The organism is Syntrophorhabdus sp. (assembly GCA_012719415.1).
In the GTDB taxonomy this organism is placed as follows: domain Bacteria; phylum Desulfobacterota; class Syntrophorhabdia; order Syntrophorhabdales; family Syntrophorhabdaceae; genus Delta-02.
In genome coordinates this window covers 19,861-35,921 of sequence record JAAYAK010000242.1, presented here as the reverse complement: position 1 = coordinate 35,921, position 16,061 = coordinate 19,861, and the positions used below count along the sequence as shown (strand labels likewise).

Genomic DNA, 16,061 nt, shown 5'->3' with positions numbered 1-16,061 from the left:
GATGAGTGGAACCCTGGGGACATCCTTCACATCTTTTCTCTGCCGGGTCTGACGAGCAACGATGATTGTCGATGTACTGGGAAGACGTTACCCCTCCCTCCCGAGAGTGTCAATAACGGCCGCGCCTCTTTTCGGGTCTTCGGATTCAATGCCTACAGGATGCTGCTTTGGTCTGGCATCGTTGCCGAATGTGAAGATGTGAAGGGATGTCCCCAAAGTCCGTTCACCCTCCTCATGGGACCATTTCAAAAAATCACCCTGGCATTATCGTGGAAAAGGAGATAATACGTACCGCCGGCAAGAGGCAGACTCTTTTTTCCCTTTCCCCTCTCGAGCTGTTTCAGTCTGGCATCGTAGAGTCTCCAGGAGCCGTCGGGCCGGTCAGGGGAAATGGTCAGCGTCTTCGCCTTGTTTAGCCGGTCGATGACACGCCACTCACTGTTTCCATCAGGACCGAGCACGATCGTCGTTTCGCCCCGGGCGAGTTTCTGAACAGTCTCGCGGGGCCGGTAAAGGTAGCTGCCCAGGCGCAGCCATTCGTCGCCGGCCCGGTTCTCGATAACAAGATCGTTGAGGTCCCTGCCTTTCAATTGAGGAATAACGAGCACCATGCCGGCCCGGGAATCGCTCAAAGTGGGGTCGACGACCTGCGAACCGCTCGAAAGGAGCAGACCCCTGTAGTTCGCAAGGTCGGCGACGGGGGCTTCCCATTCGTCGGAAGTGGGGTTGTCATTTGATATGAGCCAGTGCCGCGCCAAACGCTTCTTCCACGAGGCCGGCAGGGCCGCCGCAGACGGGACCTTCTGGCCAATGACCTCGCTGTCCCGGTAATGGCCGTATCCGGCAACAGAGTGGTTGATCAGGTACTGCCGTCCGTCCGCGGTCCTGAAGGCAAAGGCCTGCAAGGGATCGGCCTTCGAAGCGAAATAACCGTCAGAGCGCATCGTGAGTCCCTTCTGCCAGGCGCCCCATCTCTTCTTTTCGGGATCGTAGCGGTAGATGCTCAGGCTTTGACCACGACCTCTGCTGACGCGCAGCAAGGAATCGCTGCGCCCGTAGCAGCCGGCGAAAGACCGGAGCTCCGCAGGGGAGACCGTCTTTTCCGGCAGGGCTTTTCCTTTCAGGGGGGAAGGAACCGACGCGATGCGTCCCTTCTCGACGAGGGCGTTAAGGAGAAGTCGCTCCATCAGCACGATGGTGTCATCGGAGCCGAAATTCCCCGATGCACCGACGACGAAGGCCGCCAGCCTCTCGTCCGGAACGACGGTGAAGAGCGCCTTCATGTACGGGATGGCCCCGCCCTTCTGCCAGGCCGTCACGCCGACGGCCCCCAATCCCGGCTGGCGCACCGTGTCCCATCCGAGCCCATAGCTGACCATATTGGATCTGACAGGGTTGAAGCTCCCCAGGGTCTGGTCTTTGGCCATTTCTGCGACTGCCTTTTCCGACAGGATGCGGGTGTCACCAAGCCTGCCCTTTCCGATGAGCATCATGGCGAATCTGGCCATGTCGGAGGGCGTTGAGTACAGGCCGCCCGAGGCAAGAACGTTGACGAACATGAAGGGCAGTTCCCTGCCTTTCCCGTCGTAGCGTTTTGCGGTGCTCCCTTCGGGGGGATAGTCGAGCATATACCTCGAGTTCTTCATACCGAGAGGCTTTAAGATCTCATCTTCAACGAACCGGGGATAACTCTTTCCCGTCACAGACGCGATGAGCTGCTCCACAACGGTGAAACCGTCGTTGCAGTAGACGCTGAGATATCCCGGCGGGTGCTTGAGCCGCAAGGTGGCAAGGGTCTCGAGGACCTGTGCCGAATAGTCCTTGAAAGGCGTCGTTGTAAAGCCATTCCGATAATCGGTTCCCGGAAATCCCGACGAATGATTGAGCAGCATCCGAACCGTGATCTGCCGGTATTCGGGAGAAAGCATCCGGAAAGACTTGAGATGCTTCACGACGGGCTCATCAAGGGAGATCAGCCCCCGGTCCACGAGTTTCATGACGGCAACGGTGGCGAACATCTTGCTCGTCGACCCGATGGCGTACAGCGTCTCTTTCTTCGGCACCGTCTTCGATTCCCTGTCGGCAAGACCAAAGGCCTCTGTCCACACGAGCCGGTCGCCGTCAACGAGAGCCATCGCTAACGATGAGGCACCCGTCTTCTTGAGCACCTCATTGACGGCGGCCTCGGCATCGGCTATGGTAGCCTTGTAGACCACCTTTGCGGCGGGGGTGATCCTGATGTTTGCGGGGTCGTGGCACAGGAAATAGTACGTGCCGGCGGCAAGTTCCATGCTCTTCCCGCCCGCCCCTTTGTGGATGAGCGCAAAGCTCCCGTCGTACATCTTCCACTGTCCGTCCTTTCCATTCGGTACGATGTTCACCCTCGCCGGGTTGTCGCCCACATCGTACCGGCGCCATTCCGACATCTGTCCGGCGGGAGGGGCGATGGGGTTATCACCGGGCTTAAGAACACCGATTCCCTGTGCGGGACGGAAGAGATAGCTTCCGAAGCGCACCCATTCCTCGCCGGACCGTGTCTCGATTACGACGTCGTTGAGCCCCGTCCCGTTGGACTGTGGGATAAGAAGGGTCATGACGGCCCTGGCGTCGCTTGTGGAGGCATCGACGATCTGCAGGTCCGCCCAATCGGCGAAGATCATTCCATCGATAGACCGCAGTCTGAAGACCGGTGTCTTCCATTTATCGATAAAGTCCGGATGCTCGTTCACGAGAAGCCACGTGGTCCCCAGCCGTTTTTCATTCCATGCGGCCTGTGGCTTCGAGGTGGGGCCGACCTTCTGGGCATAGGTGAAGGAATCGGTGTAGTGTCCGTATCCCTTCGCCATCCTGACAACCATGTATGACCGCCCTTCGGCCTTGACAAACGATACGGCCGGCGAGGCGGCGGCGTCCGTCGACCAGTATCCATCCTCGCGAAGACCGACGCCGACGAGCCAATCCTTCCAGCTGCCTTTCGCGGCATCATACGTGACGATGTCGAGCGATCCGCCGGGACCGGCCTTCACCTTCAGGAGAGTGCTGTTGTTCGCATAATAACCGCCGGATGAATCGGCCTCATCACCGGATGACTTCTTCGCGGGGGCCGGCTTCGTTGCGACAGGCCCCGGCATAGATGCTATCCTGCCCGTTTCGGCGAGGGCCTTCAGGAGAATCCTCTCGGCAACGATCGTCGCGCTGCCGGAGCCGAATCGACCCGATGCGCCGAGGACGACGACAGCCAGCCTCTCCTTCGGTGCGACGGACATAACAGAGCCGTAGAAGGGGACGTCTCCTCCCTTCTGCCAGCCCGTTACCCCGACGGCGCGAAGGCCCGGCTGGCGCACCGTGTCCCACCCCAGACCAAAGCTCATCCCGTCCTGCCTGACCGGGTTAAAGGTGGAAAGCGTCTGGTCCTTGCCCATCTCGGTCACGGCGGCCTCGGAGAGGATGCGCGTATTCGCCGTTATCCCCCCGCCGGCGAGCATCATTGCAAGCTTCGCCACGTCCGTCGGCGTCGAATAGAGGCCTCCGGAGGCCCCCGTGTTGAGGAACAGCTGGGGCAGTGCGCCGTCCCTATCGTATCTCACGGCGAAGGACCCTTCGGGGAAATAGCCGAGGGGGTAGCGGCTGTGCGTCATCCCCAGCGGGGCAAAGATCTCGTCATGGACGAATTGCGCGTACTTCTTGCCCGTCACGGCCTCTACGAGCTGTTCCACCATGGTGAAGCAATCATTGCAGTAGATGTTCATGCAGCCGGGGTCGTGCTTGAGCCGTCCGGCGGCGAGGGTCTCGCGGATCTGGGCGGAATAGTCGAAGGTCAGGGGAGACGTGGTCTCGGCGTTGCGCTCATCCGTTCCGGGAAACCCCGCTGAATGGTTGAGGAGCATCCTGACCGTGATCTTGCGGTATCCCGGGGAGAGCATCGTAAATGATCTTATGTAGTCCGCAACAGGCGCGTCGAGGGAGACCTTCTTCTGGTCCACAAGCCTCATGACGGCTATCGTCGCCACCATCTTGCTCGTCGACCCGATGCAATACATTGTTTCCTTCGCTGGCAGCGTCCCCGACGCCCGGTCGGCATAGCCAAAGGTCTCGGTCCAGACAAGCCTGTCGCCATCGGTAAAGGCTACGGAGACCGAAGACGCGCCGGTCTGCTCCATGACTTCTTTGACCGCCGTTCGTCCTTCGGCGATCGTGGCCGTGTAAGGAAAGTCTGCGCAGCGCACCGGCACAGGAGCGAGCACGATCAGCGCAAGGCACGCAAGAAACAGGAAATGGAAACAACCAACCGTCGACAGGTTTTTGGCGCTCCTCATACACTCGTCCCCCTATCTTTGTGAACCTTCAGGATTTGTCAGGTATTAAGGAGTATAAAATATGCATACAGGCTCGTCAATCTGAAAAGGGTCGTCCCGGAAGGTACGAAAGCCCCAGTGGTATTTTGGGGCCCTTCACATCTTCACATTCTCTCTTCTACCAGGTCTGAAAGAGCAATGATGGTTGTTGGTGGTATCAGGCAGATGTTATCCCTCTCCCCCGAGAATATCAAGAACGGCCGCGCCTCTTTTCGGAACTCCGGGCTCAATGTCTGCACGATGCTCCTTTGATCTTGCACGGAAGGCGAATGTGAAAATGTGTAGGGCGTTCCCGAAGCCGCCAATTACTTCCGGGAAGAGATAAAAGTCCAAAACTTCTCAAGATGTTTCCCCGTAGCTCTGGGGACGCACGTCTTGCATGCAAGGGGAAAATGATTATATTGCACCCAATCAAAGGGAGGAACAATGAAGATTCTATCCTCTATCGTGATCGCGGTTATTCTCTTTATCCCCTATGGTTGTCAGAATCCCGGTGTGGGAGAACTGCAGAAGGAGGCCATCGTGAAGGACGCGGCAGGTGAAAGATACCAGGGCGAGAGGTCCGGACAGCGGCAACCCGTCGACTGGAGGAATTTCAAGAAACCCGGTGATGAGGTCCTGAAGAAACAGCTTACTCCCCTTCAATATGAGGTGACGCAGAGAGAGGGGACGGAACCGGCCTTCCGGAACGAATACAACGCCAACAAGGCGGAGGGCATATATGTCGACATCGTGTCGGGAGAGCCGCTGTTCAGCTCACTCGACAAGTATGATTCCGGAACCGGCTGGCCCAGCTTTACAAAACCACTGGATCCGGACAATATCGTTACCCGGGAAGACCGGGGGATCCTCGGGACCCGGACCGAGGTGCGGAGCAAGCATGGTGATTCCCATCTCGGCCACGTGTTCACGGATGGGCCGGCACCAACGGGCCTCAGGTACTGTATGAACTCGGCCGCCCTGAGGTTTGTCCCGAAAGACGATCTCAAGGAAGAGGGCTACGGGGAATACAAGAAACTCTTCGAAAAGCAATAAGGTGTGTACCCAAAGTCCGACCGGAGAAGACTGTAACGGAAAGGATGGAGTTCAAGTTCAAACATGAGACGCAATTGATCCAGAAAGAGATAGAGGGAGAGCGGAGAATCCACGCGGCCTAGCCGCCTGCCAGGGCCTTTCGGGCCTCTTCTTTGCTCTCATAAATATGAGGGGCTACGCCTCTCTTTTCGAGTTCATCGCCGAGTTTCATCCTGAGAAAGGCACTGGTCGTATAGCGGGTGACGCTCTCGTAGAATCCTGCCGCATACTTGACCATCTCCACGTATTCATCCAGCAGGTGCGGGGAGACGTTGAAGTTGTCATAGTTGGCGATGGTGTGAACCTTCTTGCCGATCGGCTCCAGTATCCGCCCCACGATCTCCTTCATCTTCTTGATCTCTTCACTGGTCTTCATGTAATAGTTCTCCAGATTGATGAAGAAGATGTTGTCCGCCGCATGGTACGCAAACCGATCCTCCATCGGAATCGTCAGGAGGTCTTCCTTGATTCCCATGGGGGCGAGCCGGAAGATCCTTTCGTCCATGAGTCTTGGTGGCGTGCGCATGATGGGCTCGAAATCCATGACCCTCAGGACCTGGGTTTTGAGGTCAATTCCTGGAGCTATTTCGATCAGTTCGAGGCCTTCCTCGCACAACGAGAAGACACATCTCTCGGTAATATACAACACGGATTGTTTCTTGCCTGCCGCGTGCTTTCCGCTGAAGGTCTTGTGCTCGACCTTCCGGACGAATTTCCTTTCCCTGCCTTCCTGGTTGATCTTCAACGCACCGTCTTCCACCGAGATCCGGGCCCCGGCCGTGAACAACCCGACGAAACAGACCTTCTTGGCATTCTGGCTGATGTCTATGAAACCTCCTGGACCGGTAAAACGCGGACCAAACTTGCTGACGTTCACGTTGCCTTCAGCGTCTGTCTCCGCCATACCGAGAAACGCGATGTCGAGGCCGCCTCCATCGTAGAAGTCAAATTGATAGGGCTCATCGATGAGCGCGTCGCAGTTGACACCGGTCCCAAAATTGAGTCCTCCCATCGGAAGCCCGCCGATCAATCCGGATTCAGCGGTGAGGGTCGCGTATTCCAGTATCCGCTCTTCGTGAGCCACCTGGGAAACCCCTTCGGGCATGCCGATCCCAAGGTTCACGACACTGTTTGGCTTCAGTTCAAAAGCGGCGCGCCTGACAATGATCTTCCGCGGACTCATTTCCATGGGAGGGATGCTCTGCATGGGTACCCTGATCTCACAGCTGAATGCCGGACTATAGGGCTCGCCGAATGTTTGCCAGTGATTCTCGGGTTTGCCCACGACCACGCAGTCGACGAGGATTCCGGGGACCTTCACCAGGCGGGGGTTGAGTGTCCCGCGATCTGCCAGCCGTTCGACCTGCACGATCACGATGCCTCCGCAGTTCCTGACCGCCGTGGCCATGGCGAGGGCGTCAAGGGTCAGCGCTTCTTTCTCCATGGTGATGTTGCCGTCAGAGTCTGCCGTCGTGCCGCGGAGAAAGGCCACGTTTATGGGAAACGCCTTGTAGAGAAGGTAATCCTTTCCATCGACGTTCATCACCGTGACGATATCCTCTCCCCTGGATTTGGTCAACTCATTGAGCTTGCCGCCGTCGACCCTGGGATCGACAAAGGTGCCGAGCCCCACATGCGTCAGGTTCCCCGGCTTGCCCGCGGCGATATCCCTGAAGAGCTGGACCAGGGCTCCCATGGGAACATTGTAGGCAAGGATCTTATTGGCGTTCACCAGGTCTCCCAGTCCGGGGGTGAGCCCCGTGTGCCCACAGATTATCCTTCCCACGAGGCCTTCGATGGCAAGATGATTGAGCCCCTTGGTTTCGCCGTCCCCTTGGCCCGCCGGATAGGTGAGGGTCAAATTCCTCGGCGTACCTGTGTTCAGGAACCTCTCTTTCAGCGCTATCGCAAGCTCTTCCGCGAAGCCGGCCCCCACGAAGCCTGCCGTTACGATGGTGTCACCATCACGGATAAGGTCGATGGCTTCCGCGGCGGATACGATCTTGCCCTTCTTCAAGCGCATGGCCGTCATGGGATCAAGCATCGGATGCTTTACCTGTTTCACGGATCCACCCCCTGCTATTGTTCCTTTCCTTTCATCCTTTTTTTCCGGGGACGCGCGGGATACACGAGAGGCGTTCGCTGATAAGCGAATAACTCGATCCCCGGGTCCCTCTTGTGTCATTCTCCCAAAGCGTTATGGGCATTCTGAAGGTATCAAGTGCGAGGCCCCTGTGCCGCCCGTCGAATATGAGGATCAACACCTGCTAATCAGCTTCTGCCAGGTCGGAACAATCAACAACGATCACGGATGGTGTATTACTGCAATGCTATTCCTCTCTCCTGAAAATGTCAACAAGAAGCGCGCCCTCCGTGTTTTGATGGCAAAGGAGAATGGGACAGAGGCACAAGGCCCCCACGCCCCTTTCGCCTGTAAACCAATTCTACATGTAAAATGAGATTACTAGTTTTTACTTACTATGTGATATCAATCATATACCACTATGTGGAGCGTGATCTATATAATACGATAGGTACCACTCATTACGATAGGAAGGCCAGATGGAAGATTCGTTCAAGACACGTCAGGAACTGATCAACGAGATATCACTGTTAAGACAGAGAGTCGAGGAACTGGAGCGATCGGAGGGCGAACGCAAGAAGATGGAGGAAGTCTTACGCGCCAGCCAGGTTCAGTCATCGGACGCGACGGGCATCGCGCTTTCTCATGCCAGAGTCTTAAGCGGGTCGCTCCGCATTTGTTCTTCCTGCAAGAGAATACGCAACGATGAGGGAGGCTGGGAACAGATGGAAGAATACATAAGAAATCATTCAGGCGTGGACTTTTCCCATACCTATTGCCCGGAATGCGCAGAAAAATTGCGTTCTCAACTCCATCAAAAGGAGTGAATCAATCTCCGGTATTGAAGGGACGCTCGTTCTTAATGCCGGCGGACCTAGTCCATCGACAGATGGGCCGTCATTTCCGACAGATCGATCTCCTTTTCGCCGTCAGGGTCATACTTCAGGACCTTGTTGCCGAAATCCCCGGAATCGATCTTCGCCTCGACCCATTTGTTCCATTTGTCTCTCTGGGAAGACACGATGGAAGCATAGTCTCCCGACCGGTCAAAGCGAGTCAGGGCTTCATCCACTATCCACACGCAATAGTGGCACTTCTTCTTTTTCCCTTCGGAGACAACATAGAAGTACTGAAAATGCTTGCTTCCCGGCCTCAGGCCTTCGCTGATCCCATAGCCTTTGTACGACCATTGCTTATCCATCGCCCGTTCCTCCTTCTGCAGGTGTATTCGACTACAGTCACTCATAATGTAGGGAGGACCAGCGGAAAAGGCAAGTCGACCCGCCCATCAAGGGGACAGAAAGGGAAACCCTGTACATTTTGACATTCCTTCTTCCGCCAGATCCGAACGAACAGTAATGATCACCGATGGCGTGCTCACGGAGGTCACTGACGGGAGATGCAAGGACCTTCCTTATTCTGTTGTATCGATGATGGGGTATACCCATTCGTACCGTTGTTTCCAGTGCGGATGTTCCCGGGATGTTGAGCGATCGTAGTTGTACAGGATCTGATTCCTGTTCTGGAAGCCGTAATTGACGGCGCCCCAGTTTGACTGGCCGATATCCACAACGATGTCCCTGAGGTTCTGCACGGCGAAATGCCTGAAGCCCGTGTTGTACTGCTCGACCCAGGATTTCCCGCAGGACCTGTAATGCTTCAGGTTGTCACGGTAGTTGACCTCCTGCAGATGAAAACGCCCCTTGGTTCTTTCCCCGGATCTGCCTTCGACAGTGATCGCGCCCACAAAGACCTGTGCCTCTGCCTTCAGGTCTTCCCACCTGCCGTCCTCATGGAGGACCCTGCGATTGGTGAACCCCAGGCTGAACATCTCCCGGCCCAGTATGACCCTGCCTGTCCCATCCCTGTATGGCTGGGGCTCATACAATTGCCCCGCGCAAAAAACGCTGTCGCTGTCGCTGTCCTCCCAGGAGATGATCTTCTTGGCCGGACGGTCATGACAGCGATCATCCAATTCATAGCGGTGTGAAGAACGCCAGGCAGCTCCCCGAACAAAGGCAAGGACAGTTCCCTGCAGGGTGCCCCCGTATTGCCGGGCCGTCTGAGCTTCCGCGGGGAATGCCTTCTCCTTGGGCATTTCCACCATCGTTACCCAGGCCCACTCGACGGCATTGCGGTCCGGCATATGGACGAAGGCCTTGAAGATGAAGTGCCAGTACACCTTCGATGTGTTGCCGGCGCGGGCGGGAGCAACGTGTACTGTCCCGGTGGTGGAGACGGCGAAAACCACCAGACAAAGGAAGAGGAACAGCTTTGGGGCAATCCTTTGCGCTCTCACATTCCTCCTTCCACCAGGCCTGACCGGGCCATGATGCTTTTGGTGGTATTAGGCAAATGGTATTCCTCTGCCCCGAAGATGTCAATAAGGAGCCGCGGGGCTTTTCGGGGAAGCCCGCGGCTTTGTTGTTCATTTGGGCCAGTTCTTGCCCGGTCTTGCCCAGTCGTACTCGTCGAATGTCCCCACCCGGTAGTCGTAGGTGGCCTCGAGCGTCAGCAGCTCCTCGTCGCCATTGAGGTCGACATCCTGCCAGTACGTCTGTTTCACTCCCGGACGAAAACCCAGTCCTTCCTCGAGCCGGTCAGGAACATCGTCCTTGTCGGTGTCTTCGGCGCTTTTCCAGCCGTCGGGCCAGAAGGTGTGAAAATTATTGAAGTGGGTGAACTCATGCATGACATCGACAGCGAAGGTGTCGATGTAGGTATAGCTCAAGAATCTCCTCCCCGAGAGCGTTGACGGTATTGACCGTTTGATCGCGGGCAGTTCCACGTAGAATGTGTCAGGGTTCCAGGTGTTCGTCTTCAGGTTGCAGACGTTAATGGTCTTGTAGCCGGAATAGTAGGGATTGTACTGGCCGATAACACCACGGTTGACACACTGGCATTTGTCGCCCGGGATCCCTTCGCACTGATACGCGATCCTGACGTTCTGTCCGAACGGCCGTGCCGCAGGGGTCTGCTTCCAGTAATAGAACCAGTTGGGATACTTTCCCTCGGGGTTGTTCTTTTCATCCCTGGGATAGAAGAACTGCACCTCTCGTGTCTTTTCTATCTTGCATGAATCCACCTTCAGGGTCGCCTTCACCGTCTTCCTGCCGAACTCGTTGTTGTCCTCGGGCAATCCCTTGTAGACAACGGTGAATTTTCTCCCCTTCGGGGTTGATGATGTTGATACGGGCGTAATGGTTCGATGGGAGCCTTCTATCTCGGGAATCGTCCATTCGACGGAATCGGCATACCGCTCCGGTACCGTCCTCGCCTCAAGCTCCAGGGTAAGTTTGTTGGAGTTTTCGCTTAAGAGGTACTCGTCACTGAAGACATGCCTGCTCCTGTCTTCAGGACTGACGATGACGAGCTCCACCGATCTCATGTCCCTGCATTCCTCGGGCTCCTCCCTGACCTTGAGATAGAGCGTCATAGTGGAGCCGGGACGACAACCGGGCGAGGGCCCCATCGGCCTGCCGATGTCCTTGCGGAGCGTCACCTCGCCCACTTTGAGCAATTGTTCGAACTCCGGCCTGCTTAGCGTCCACGTGGCATCAAAACATCCCATCCCCAGATTCGTTTTTCCGTCATCACCCAGGAAGGTGACCTTGGGCGCGGTGGCCGTGAGCTTGATATGACCGTTTTCAGCGGGGGTGGCGCTCACCACCTCGGCATAGAATTGCGGGTAACGCTCTCCCTTCGAGATCTCGTAACGAAGGAAGTGGGCCCAGCCGGTGCAGGACGATGACGAATATGAGCTCCTGCGCACACACTTCTTTCCCATCACGCCCGACACGTTGATCTTCGTTGACAGGGAATGGATCTCGTACCCCTTTTCCCTGTCGAATTGTCCTTTCACCGGATCGTAGGTGTGCGTGACGATCAGATTGCCGACGAACCCCTCTTTGATCGTGTAGAGAAGGTCCGTCTTCACTTCACGGGAGAAGAGCTCTTTCTCTCCCCCGTTGACCACAATGTACCCTTCCAGGGGAAAGGCTTCAGGAAGCTGAGGTTTCTGAGCGCCTCCCTGAAGACCGCCCATCATGCCTTTCGCCTGTTGGTACTGCCTGTTGATGATCTCGCGGCGGCGCTCCATTTCCTTTTCCGGTGTCGTGGCCGGCTGGATGGGCATAGCCTGCGTTCCGGTGACCCCGCCGGCTCTCCTCATGGCGTCATCCATCGTCTGCATGGCATCCCGATACGCCTCCATGAGCTTGTTCATGTCCGTTGTGCCCTGCAGGTCCTGCTCAAGCTGCCGCGCCTTCTGCTCGAGGTCACCCGGAGACTGGGCGGACGCGGCGAAGCAAAAAAGGGAAAGGGCTATCGTCCCTATCACACCTATCCATATGGTCCTTTGTTTCCTGTCCATCATTACCTGCTCCTATTCCCCCTTGTCAGCGTCCGGGTCCACGGTCAATTCAGGGTAGAGCTTCCCCACGCATTCCGGGCAGAGGCCGTGGGTGAACTCGGCCGGTGTGTGCCTGGAGACGTAGGTTTCGACCTGTTCCCAGTACCCCTTGTCGTCCCTTATTTTCTTGCAGTTGGAGCATATAGGGATGATCCCCCTCAGGGTCGTGATCTCCGCCAGCGCCGTCTGAAGCTCGGCGATAAGCTCCTCCCGTTCCTTTTCGGTCCGCTTCCGCTCGGTTATGTCCCTGCATATGCAGAGGATCAGCTTCTGTCCCCGGTAGACGCACCCGTTGTTGCTGAGCTCCACATCGATTATGGCGCCATCCTGTCGACGGTGCCGGGTCTCAAAGTGATCGCCCGCGGGGTCGATCGCCCTGATCATCCCCAGCAGTTCCTCCTTTGAGAACTCGTGGTCCCAATCCCACACGTAGAGCTGATGGACCTCATCCATGGAGTAGCCGAGCATGTCCGCGAACCGCCTGTTCGCCTCATACACCTGGCCATTCTGATCGAGGACAACGATCCCGTCCCGTGACTGCTCGATCAGAAGCCGCCACCGTGCGATCTCATCCCTGAGGAGTTCTTCCATTCTCCGTGGGTCGAGTTCATCCTTTTTCGGGTCCATGGCCTTCCTCCCCGGCCCCCACCTCCTGCCCTCTCGACACCGGCCCTTTTCGGTCACCGTATGTTCGAACCCTCCCGGATTCGCCTTCCCGGTGGGCAGATGGAGACATGCTCACCTCATCATAACGTCTTTATCGCGGATTGACAACAGAGAGTGGACAACCCATGCGCTGTTCTTTCCGGGAACATTCCGGCGGGTGCTGATCGATGCTTATGGTAATGAAAAGATATGGAGGGTTCCCCGAATCCCCAAAGCGTGGCCGGGCGCTGCTATAATTAGAGATAGACAGTGACGGCGCAAGGAGGTGGAAGATGCTGAAACCAACGAGGATCCTGGTACCGACTGATTTTTCGGAGCATTCCGACAGGGCATTGGCGCAGGGCTTGGACATAGCGAAGCAATACAGGGCAAAGCTCATCCTCCTCCATGTTCTTCCCGAGGACATTTACCGCAGCGGCCTGGAGGTGGTCTTCCTTGAAGAGAAGGTACGCCACGAGATCCGGGACAGGGCGACAGATTCGGCCCGGGAGAGCCTGCAGGCGCAGCTCGGCAGATTCCCGCAGTCCACGGAGGTCGAAGCGACCGCGCATGTCCGCTGGGGAGTTCCCTACGACGAGATATTGAAGGAAGGAGAAGAGCAGGGGATCGACCTGATCGTTATCGCGTCTCTCGGGAGATCGAACATTTCGAAATATTTGATGGGTAGCGTTGCCCGCAACGTCCTCAAGGGTTCCAACTGCCCTGTGTTGCTGACGAAATGAAGACCCGTCTTCAGGGATGTCCCGTTCTCTCGCGAGGACGGTGTCTCGTCCGATCATCCTCCGTGTTGTGCGACCAGGCTGTCCCTTAGGGCCTTGAGTCTGCCGCTGATACCCACCTTGTAGACGTGCGGGTTTTCGAAGCGTTTGTACTCCGCGGGGAGCATCGCCAGGCGTTCGCGGCTGTATTGCACCGTTTGGGACAGGGCAGGGGGATCATGGACGATCTTGCCTTTGGCCATGACAAGTTGCAGTGACGGCTCGATCTCGTAAGGATGGAGGGCCAAAGACTTATGGGGTTCGAATGGATGGTGCATGATGTCAATGTTCGTTTCATCATCGAATCCGATCACATCGGCGCCCAGGAACAGTCCCTGACCATTGATGGCCCGCCATACCTGCTTCTTGTCGGGCAAGGTGATCTTGGAGACGGTCTCCGAGAGCTTGATGACCGAATGTCCGTTGGTCCACGCGAGTTTGTAGACGCCATCAAGGGCGGCATCGGGTTGTCCCGTGACCAGGTTGGTTCCCACAGCGAAAGTGTCGATGGGCGCCCCCTGCGCCACAAGGCTTCTGATGACATACTCGTCGAGCTGGTTGGACGCGGCGATCCTGACGTAGTGTAATCCCGCTTCATCCAGCATGACACGACTTCGCTTGGCCAGGTAGGCCAGGTCCCCGCTGTCCAGGCGGACAGATTTCAGTCGATGACCCCTTTTTTCCATTTCCCTTGCCACCGTAATCGCGTTGGGTATGCCGCTCTTCAGGGTGTTGTACGTATCCACGAGCAGCACGCAATCATTCGGGCGGGCGGCGGCGAAGCTCCGGAAGGCCTCGATCTCGCTCTCGCAGCTTTGCACGTAGGAATGCGCCATGGTGCCGAATGCCTGCAGGTCGTAGTCCCGTGCCGTCCGTACGTTGCTGGTCCCGGCGAACCCGCCGATGACGACCGCTCGGCTGGCGTGGTACCCACCCAATCCTTGCGCGCGGCGCAAGCCGAAATCGATGAGCACGCCATCTCCCGCGGCAAGGCGCATCCGGCTTGCCTTGGTGGCGATGAGCGACTGAAAATTGAGTATGTTGAGCAGCACGGTCTCGATGAGCTGGGTCTCGATCAGGTCGCCGTCGACCCTCAGGATGGGGCGCGTCGGGAATACCACATCGCCTTCCCGTTGAGAATAAATGGTGCCTCTGAATCGGAAGCCCTTAAGATAGGCCAGATAGTCCCGATGAAAAGACTGGCCTTTCAGAAAATCGAGATCGTCCTTGCTGAAGCGAAAGCCCTCCAGGACGGCCAGCAGGTCCGACAGGCCGGCGAAGATCGTGTATCCGCCCTTGAAAGGGTTCTTGCGGAAAAAGTAATCAAATACGGCGGGCTCATCCTTTCGTCCGGTCAGGAAATAGGCCTGCCCCATGGTGAGCTCGTACAGGTCGGTATATGTCGCGGTAAGATCCAGAACAGGTTTTTTGTTCATCGCGCGTCCTTGTGCCACGTTGTCGGTACAGTATAAAGCCTACTTCCGACCGTTCCCGCGCGTCAAATGGTTTCTTCGCCGGATGGGGGCCCGCGGAGTTCTCAGAGACAGCCAGAGGACGCCGATGTTCTCTTTGTTCCGTCGATCCACGTGGCGTTTGTGAAGTCGGTGCCTGTCAGATTGGCATCCGTGAGGTCCGCGCGGGTAAGGTCGGCGCCAACGAAGCTGGCGCGGGCGAGTTTGGCGCAGCTCAGCTGTGCGCCGGTAAGATTGGCATTCATGACGAACGCGCGGTACAGGTTGGCGCGGTAAAAGTCGACCTCGGTGAGCCTGGCGTGACTGAGATCGGCCCCTATGAAGTTCGCGCGGGAAAGATCGGCGCCGATAAGATTGGCCCCGCAAAGCCTGGCAAAGGTCAGATTGGCCCCGCAAAGCCTGACACCGGAAAGATCAATGCCCGAAAGGTCAATGCCGGAGAAATCGGCGCGCGCACCCTCACCGCCGCCTTTCGTCCATCGCTCATGCCTGAAGAGGATCATTTCCAGCTCATCCTGTGTTATCTGTGTCAGCTCCATGATGGCATCTTCTCCTTCGGACCAAGCTGTATAAAGTCTAGACCTCGTCAAAGACTATAGCAATCGGGGTTTCCCTGATTTTGAGCAGGTATTTCCCCGAGAACAGGAAAAATGAAACGGACATTCCAGTTTGACCGGGAGGAACCCGAGAGGGCGAGGGAAGAGATAAAAAAAGGGGGGAATCTCTTCCCCCTTCTTTTTTTCTGAAACAATTCTCCGGGTATTCGCTTGCCTGCCTGCTTTGTTTCGGACGGTTATTGCCCGGCGGGACCTCCGCCGGTACTCTTCTTCTGCTTCGTGTACTTTCCCTTGGCCAGCTTCTTCCCCTCGGTACTGCCGGGTCCAACGGTCCCATCCTGCACTTTCGTGGGTGCCGTGGACGACGAGGACGTAACGTGCGTCGCGGGCGTCGCGGGTTTTGCGGGCGTCGCGGGCGTCGCCGCCTGGGCCGGTTGCTGCGCGGCGGACGCTGTCCCGGTCTGTTGCGTCTTCTTCGTCTTCACGTACCTTCCCTTCGGCAGCTTCTTCGGCTGCTTGGCAGGCCCGGAGGTCTCCTGTGCAAACCCCGTGGATGCGAAGCAGATCCCGATCACGACCGCAAAGAAAAACACCAATGCTTTCTTCATATCATTACACCTCCTCCAGTGTGTGATTGAGTCCCGTCATTTTTCTGAATGCAACACGCCCATGAATGAGGACTGAC

At 56.9% G+C, this 16,061-nt stretch carries 12 protein-coding genes; 3 read left to right on the top strand and 9 right to left on the bottom strand.

What is annotated here, in order from left to right:
- Window positions 1-245: 245 nt before the first annotated feature.
- A complete protein-coding gene (locus tag GXX82_14515) occupies window positions 246-4,316 on the bottom strand; it encodes a beta-lactamase family protein (GenBank protein ID NLT24250.1) in 4,071 nt (1,356 codons plus the stop codon).
- A gap of 465 nt (window positions 4,317-4,781) precedes the next feature.
- On the opposite strand from GXX82_14515, the gene msrB reads away from it, so the two are divergent.
- Window positions 4,782-5,390 (top strand): peptide-methionine (R)-S-oxide reductase MsrB, encoded by a 609-nt coding sequence (msrB, locus tag GXX82_14510; protein NLT24249.1) that lies wholly within the window; start codon window positions 4,782-4,784, stop codon window positions 5,388-5,390.
- A gap of 118 nt (window positions 5,391-5,508) precedes the next feature.
- Here the strand turns inward: msrB and GXX82_14505 are convergent, their stop codons facing one another.
- Window positions 5,509-7,446: an acyl CoA:acetate/3-ketoacid CoA transferase gene (locus GXX82_14505; GenBank protein ID NLT24248.1), complete on the bottom strand. Its 1,938-nt coding sequence runs from the start codon at window positions 7,444-7,446 to the stop codon at window positions 5,509-5,511.
- Window positions 7,447-7,991: 545 nt separating this feature from the next.
- Between GXX82_14505 and GXX82_14500 the strand changes: the two genes are divergently transcribed.
- A complete protein-coding gene (locus GXX82_14500) occupies window positions 7,992-8,339 on the top strand; it encodes a hypothetical protein (protein ID NLT24247.1) in 348 nt (115 codons plus the stop codon).
- A gap of 47 nt (window positions 8,340-8,386) precedes the next feature.
- Here GXX82_14500 and GXX82_14495 read toward each other — a convergent pair whose 3' ends face one another.
- From GXX82_14495 to GXX82_14480, 4 genes are all read right to left on the bottom strand, one after another.
- Window positions 8,387-8,713, bottom strand: a complete 327-nt coding sequence (locus GXX82_14495) for a hypothetical protein (GenBank protein ID NLT24246.1) — start codon at window positions 8,711-8,713, stop codon at window positions 8,387-8,389.
- A 213-nt stretch (window positions 8,714-8,926) separates the two neighbouring features.
- Window positions 8,927-9,811, bottom strand: a complete 885-nt coding sequence (locus GXX82_14490; GenBank protein NLT24245.1) for a hypothetical protein — start codon at window positions 9,809-9,811, stop codon at window positions 8,927-8,929.
- Window positions 9,812-9,940: 129 nt separating this feature from the next.
- Complete coding sequence (locus GXX82_14485) at window positions 9,941-11,887, bottom strand: hypothetical protein (protein NLT24244.1); 1,947 nt, start codon at window positions 11,885-11,887, stop codon at window positions 9,941-9,943.
- Between the two features lie 9 nt (window positions 11,888-11,896).
- The gene (locus tag GXX82_14480; GenBank protein ID NLT24243.1) at window positions 11,897-12,550 is read right to left on the bottom strand and encodes a PAS domain S-box protein; all 654 of its coding nucleotides are present in this window, start codon (window positions 12,548-12,550) and stop codon (window positions 11,897-11,899) included.
- Window positions 12,551-12,861: 311 nt separating this feature from the next.
- Between GXX82_14480 and GXX82_14475 the strand changes: the two genes are divergently transcribed.
- Entirely contained in the window at window positions 12,862-13,311 is a 450-nt protein-coding gene (locus GXX82_14475) for a universal stress protein (GenBank protein NLT24242.1), read from the top strand.
- 53 nt (window positions 13,312-13,364) lie between these two features.
- Here GXX82_14475 and GXX82_14470 read toward each other — a convergent pair whose 3' ends face one another.
- The 3 genes from GXX82_14470 to GXX82_14460 all read right to left on the bottom strand — a co-directional run bounded on the left by GXX82_14470 (window position 13,365) and on the right by GXX82_14460 (window position 15,984).
- Complete coding sequence (locus tag GXX82_14470) at window positions 13,365-14,783, bottom strand: nicotinate phosphoribosyltransferase (GenBank protein NLT24241.1); 1,419 nt, start codon at window positions 14,781-14,783, stop codon at window positions 13,365-13,367.
- Window positions 14,784-14,884: 101 nt separating this feature from the next.
- Entirely contained in the window at window positions 14,885-15,358 is a 474-nt protein-coding gene (locus GXX82_14465; protein ID NLT24240.1) for a pentapeptide repeat-containing protein, read from the bottom strand.
- 254 nt (window positions 15,359-15,612) lie between these two features.
- Entirely contained in the window at window positions 15,613-15,984 is a 372-nt protein-coding gene (locus tag GXX82_14460) for a hypothetical protein (protein ID NLT24239.1), read from the bottom strand.
- Window positions 15,985-16,061 lie beyond the last annotated feature (77 nt).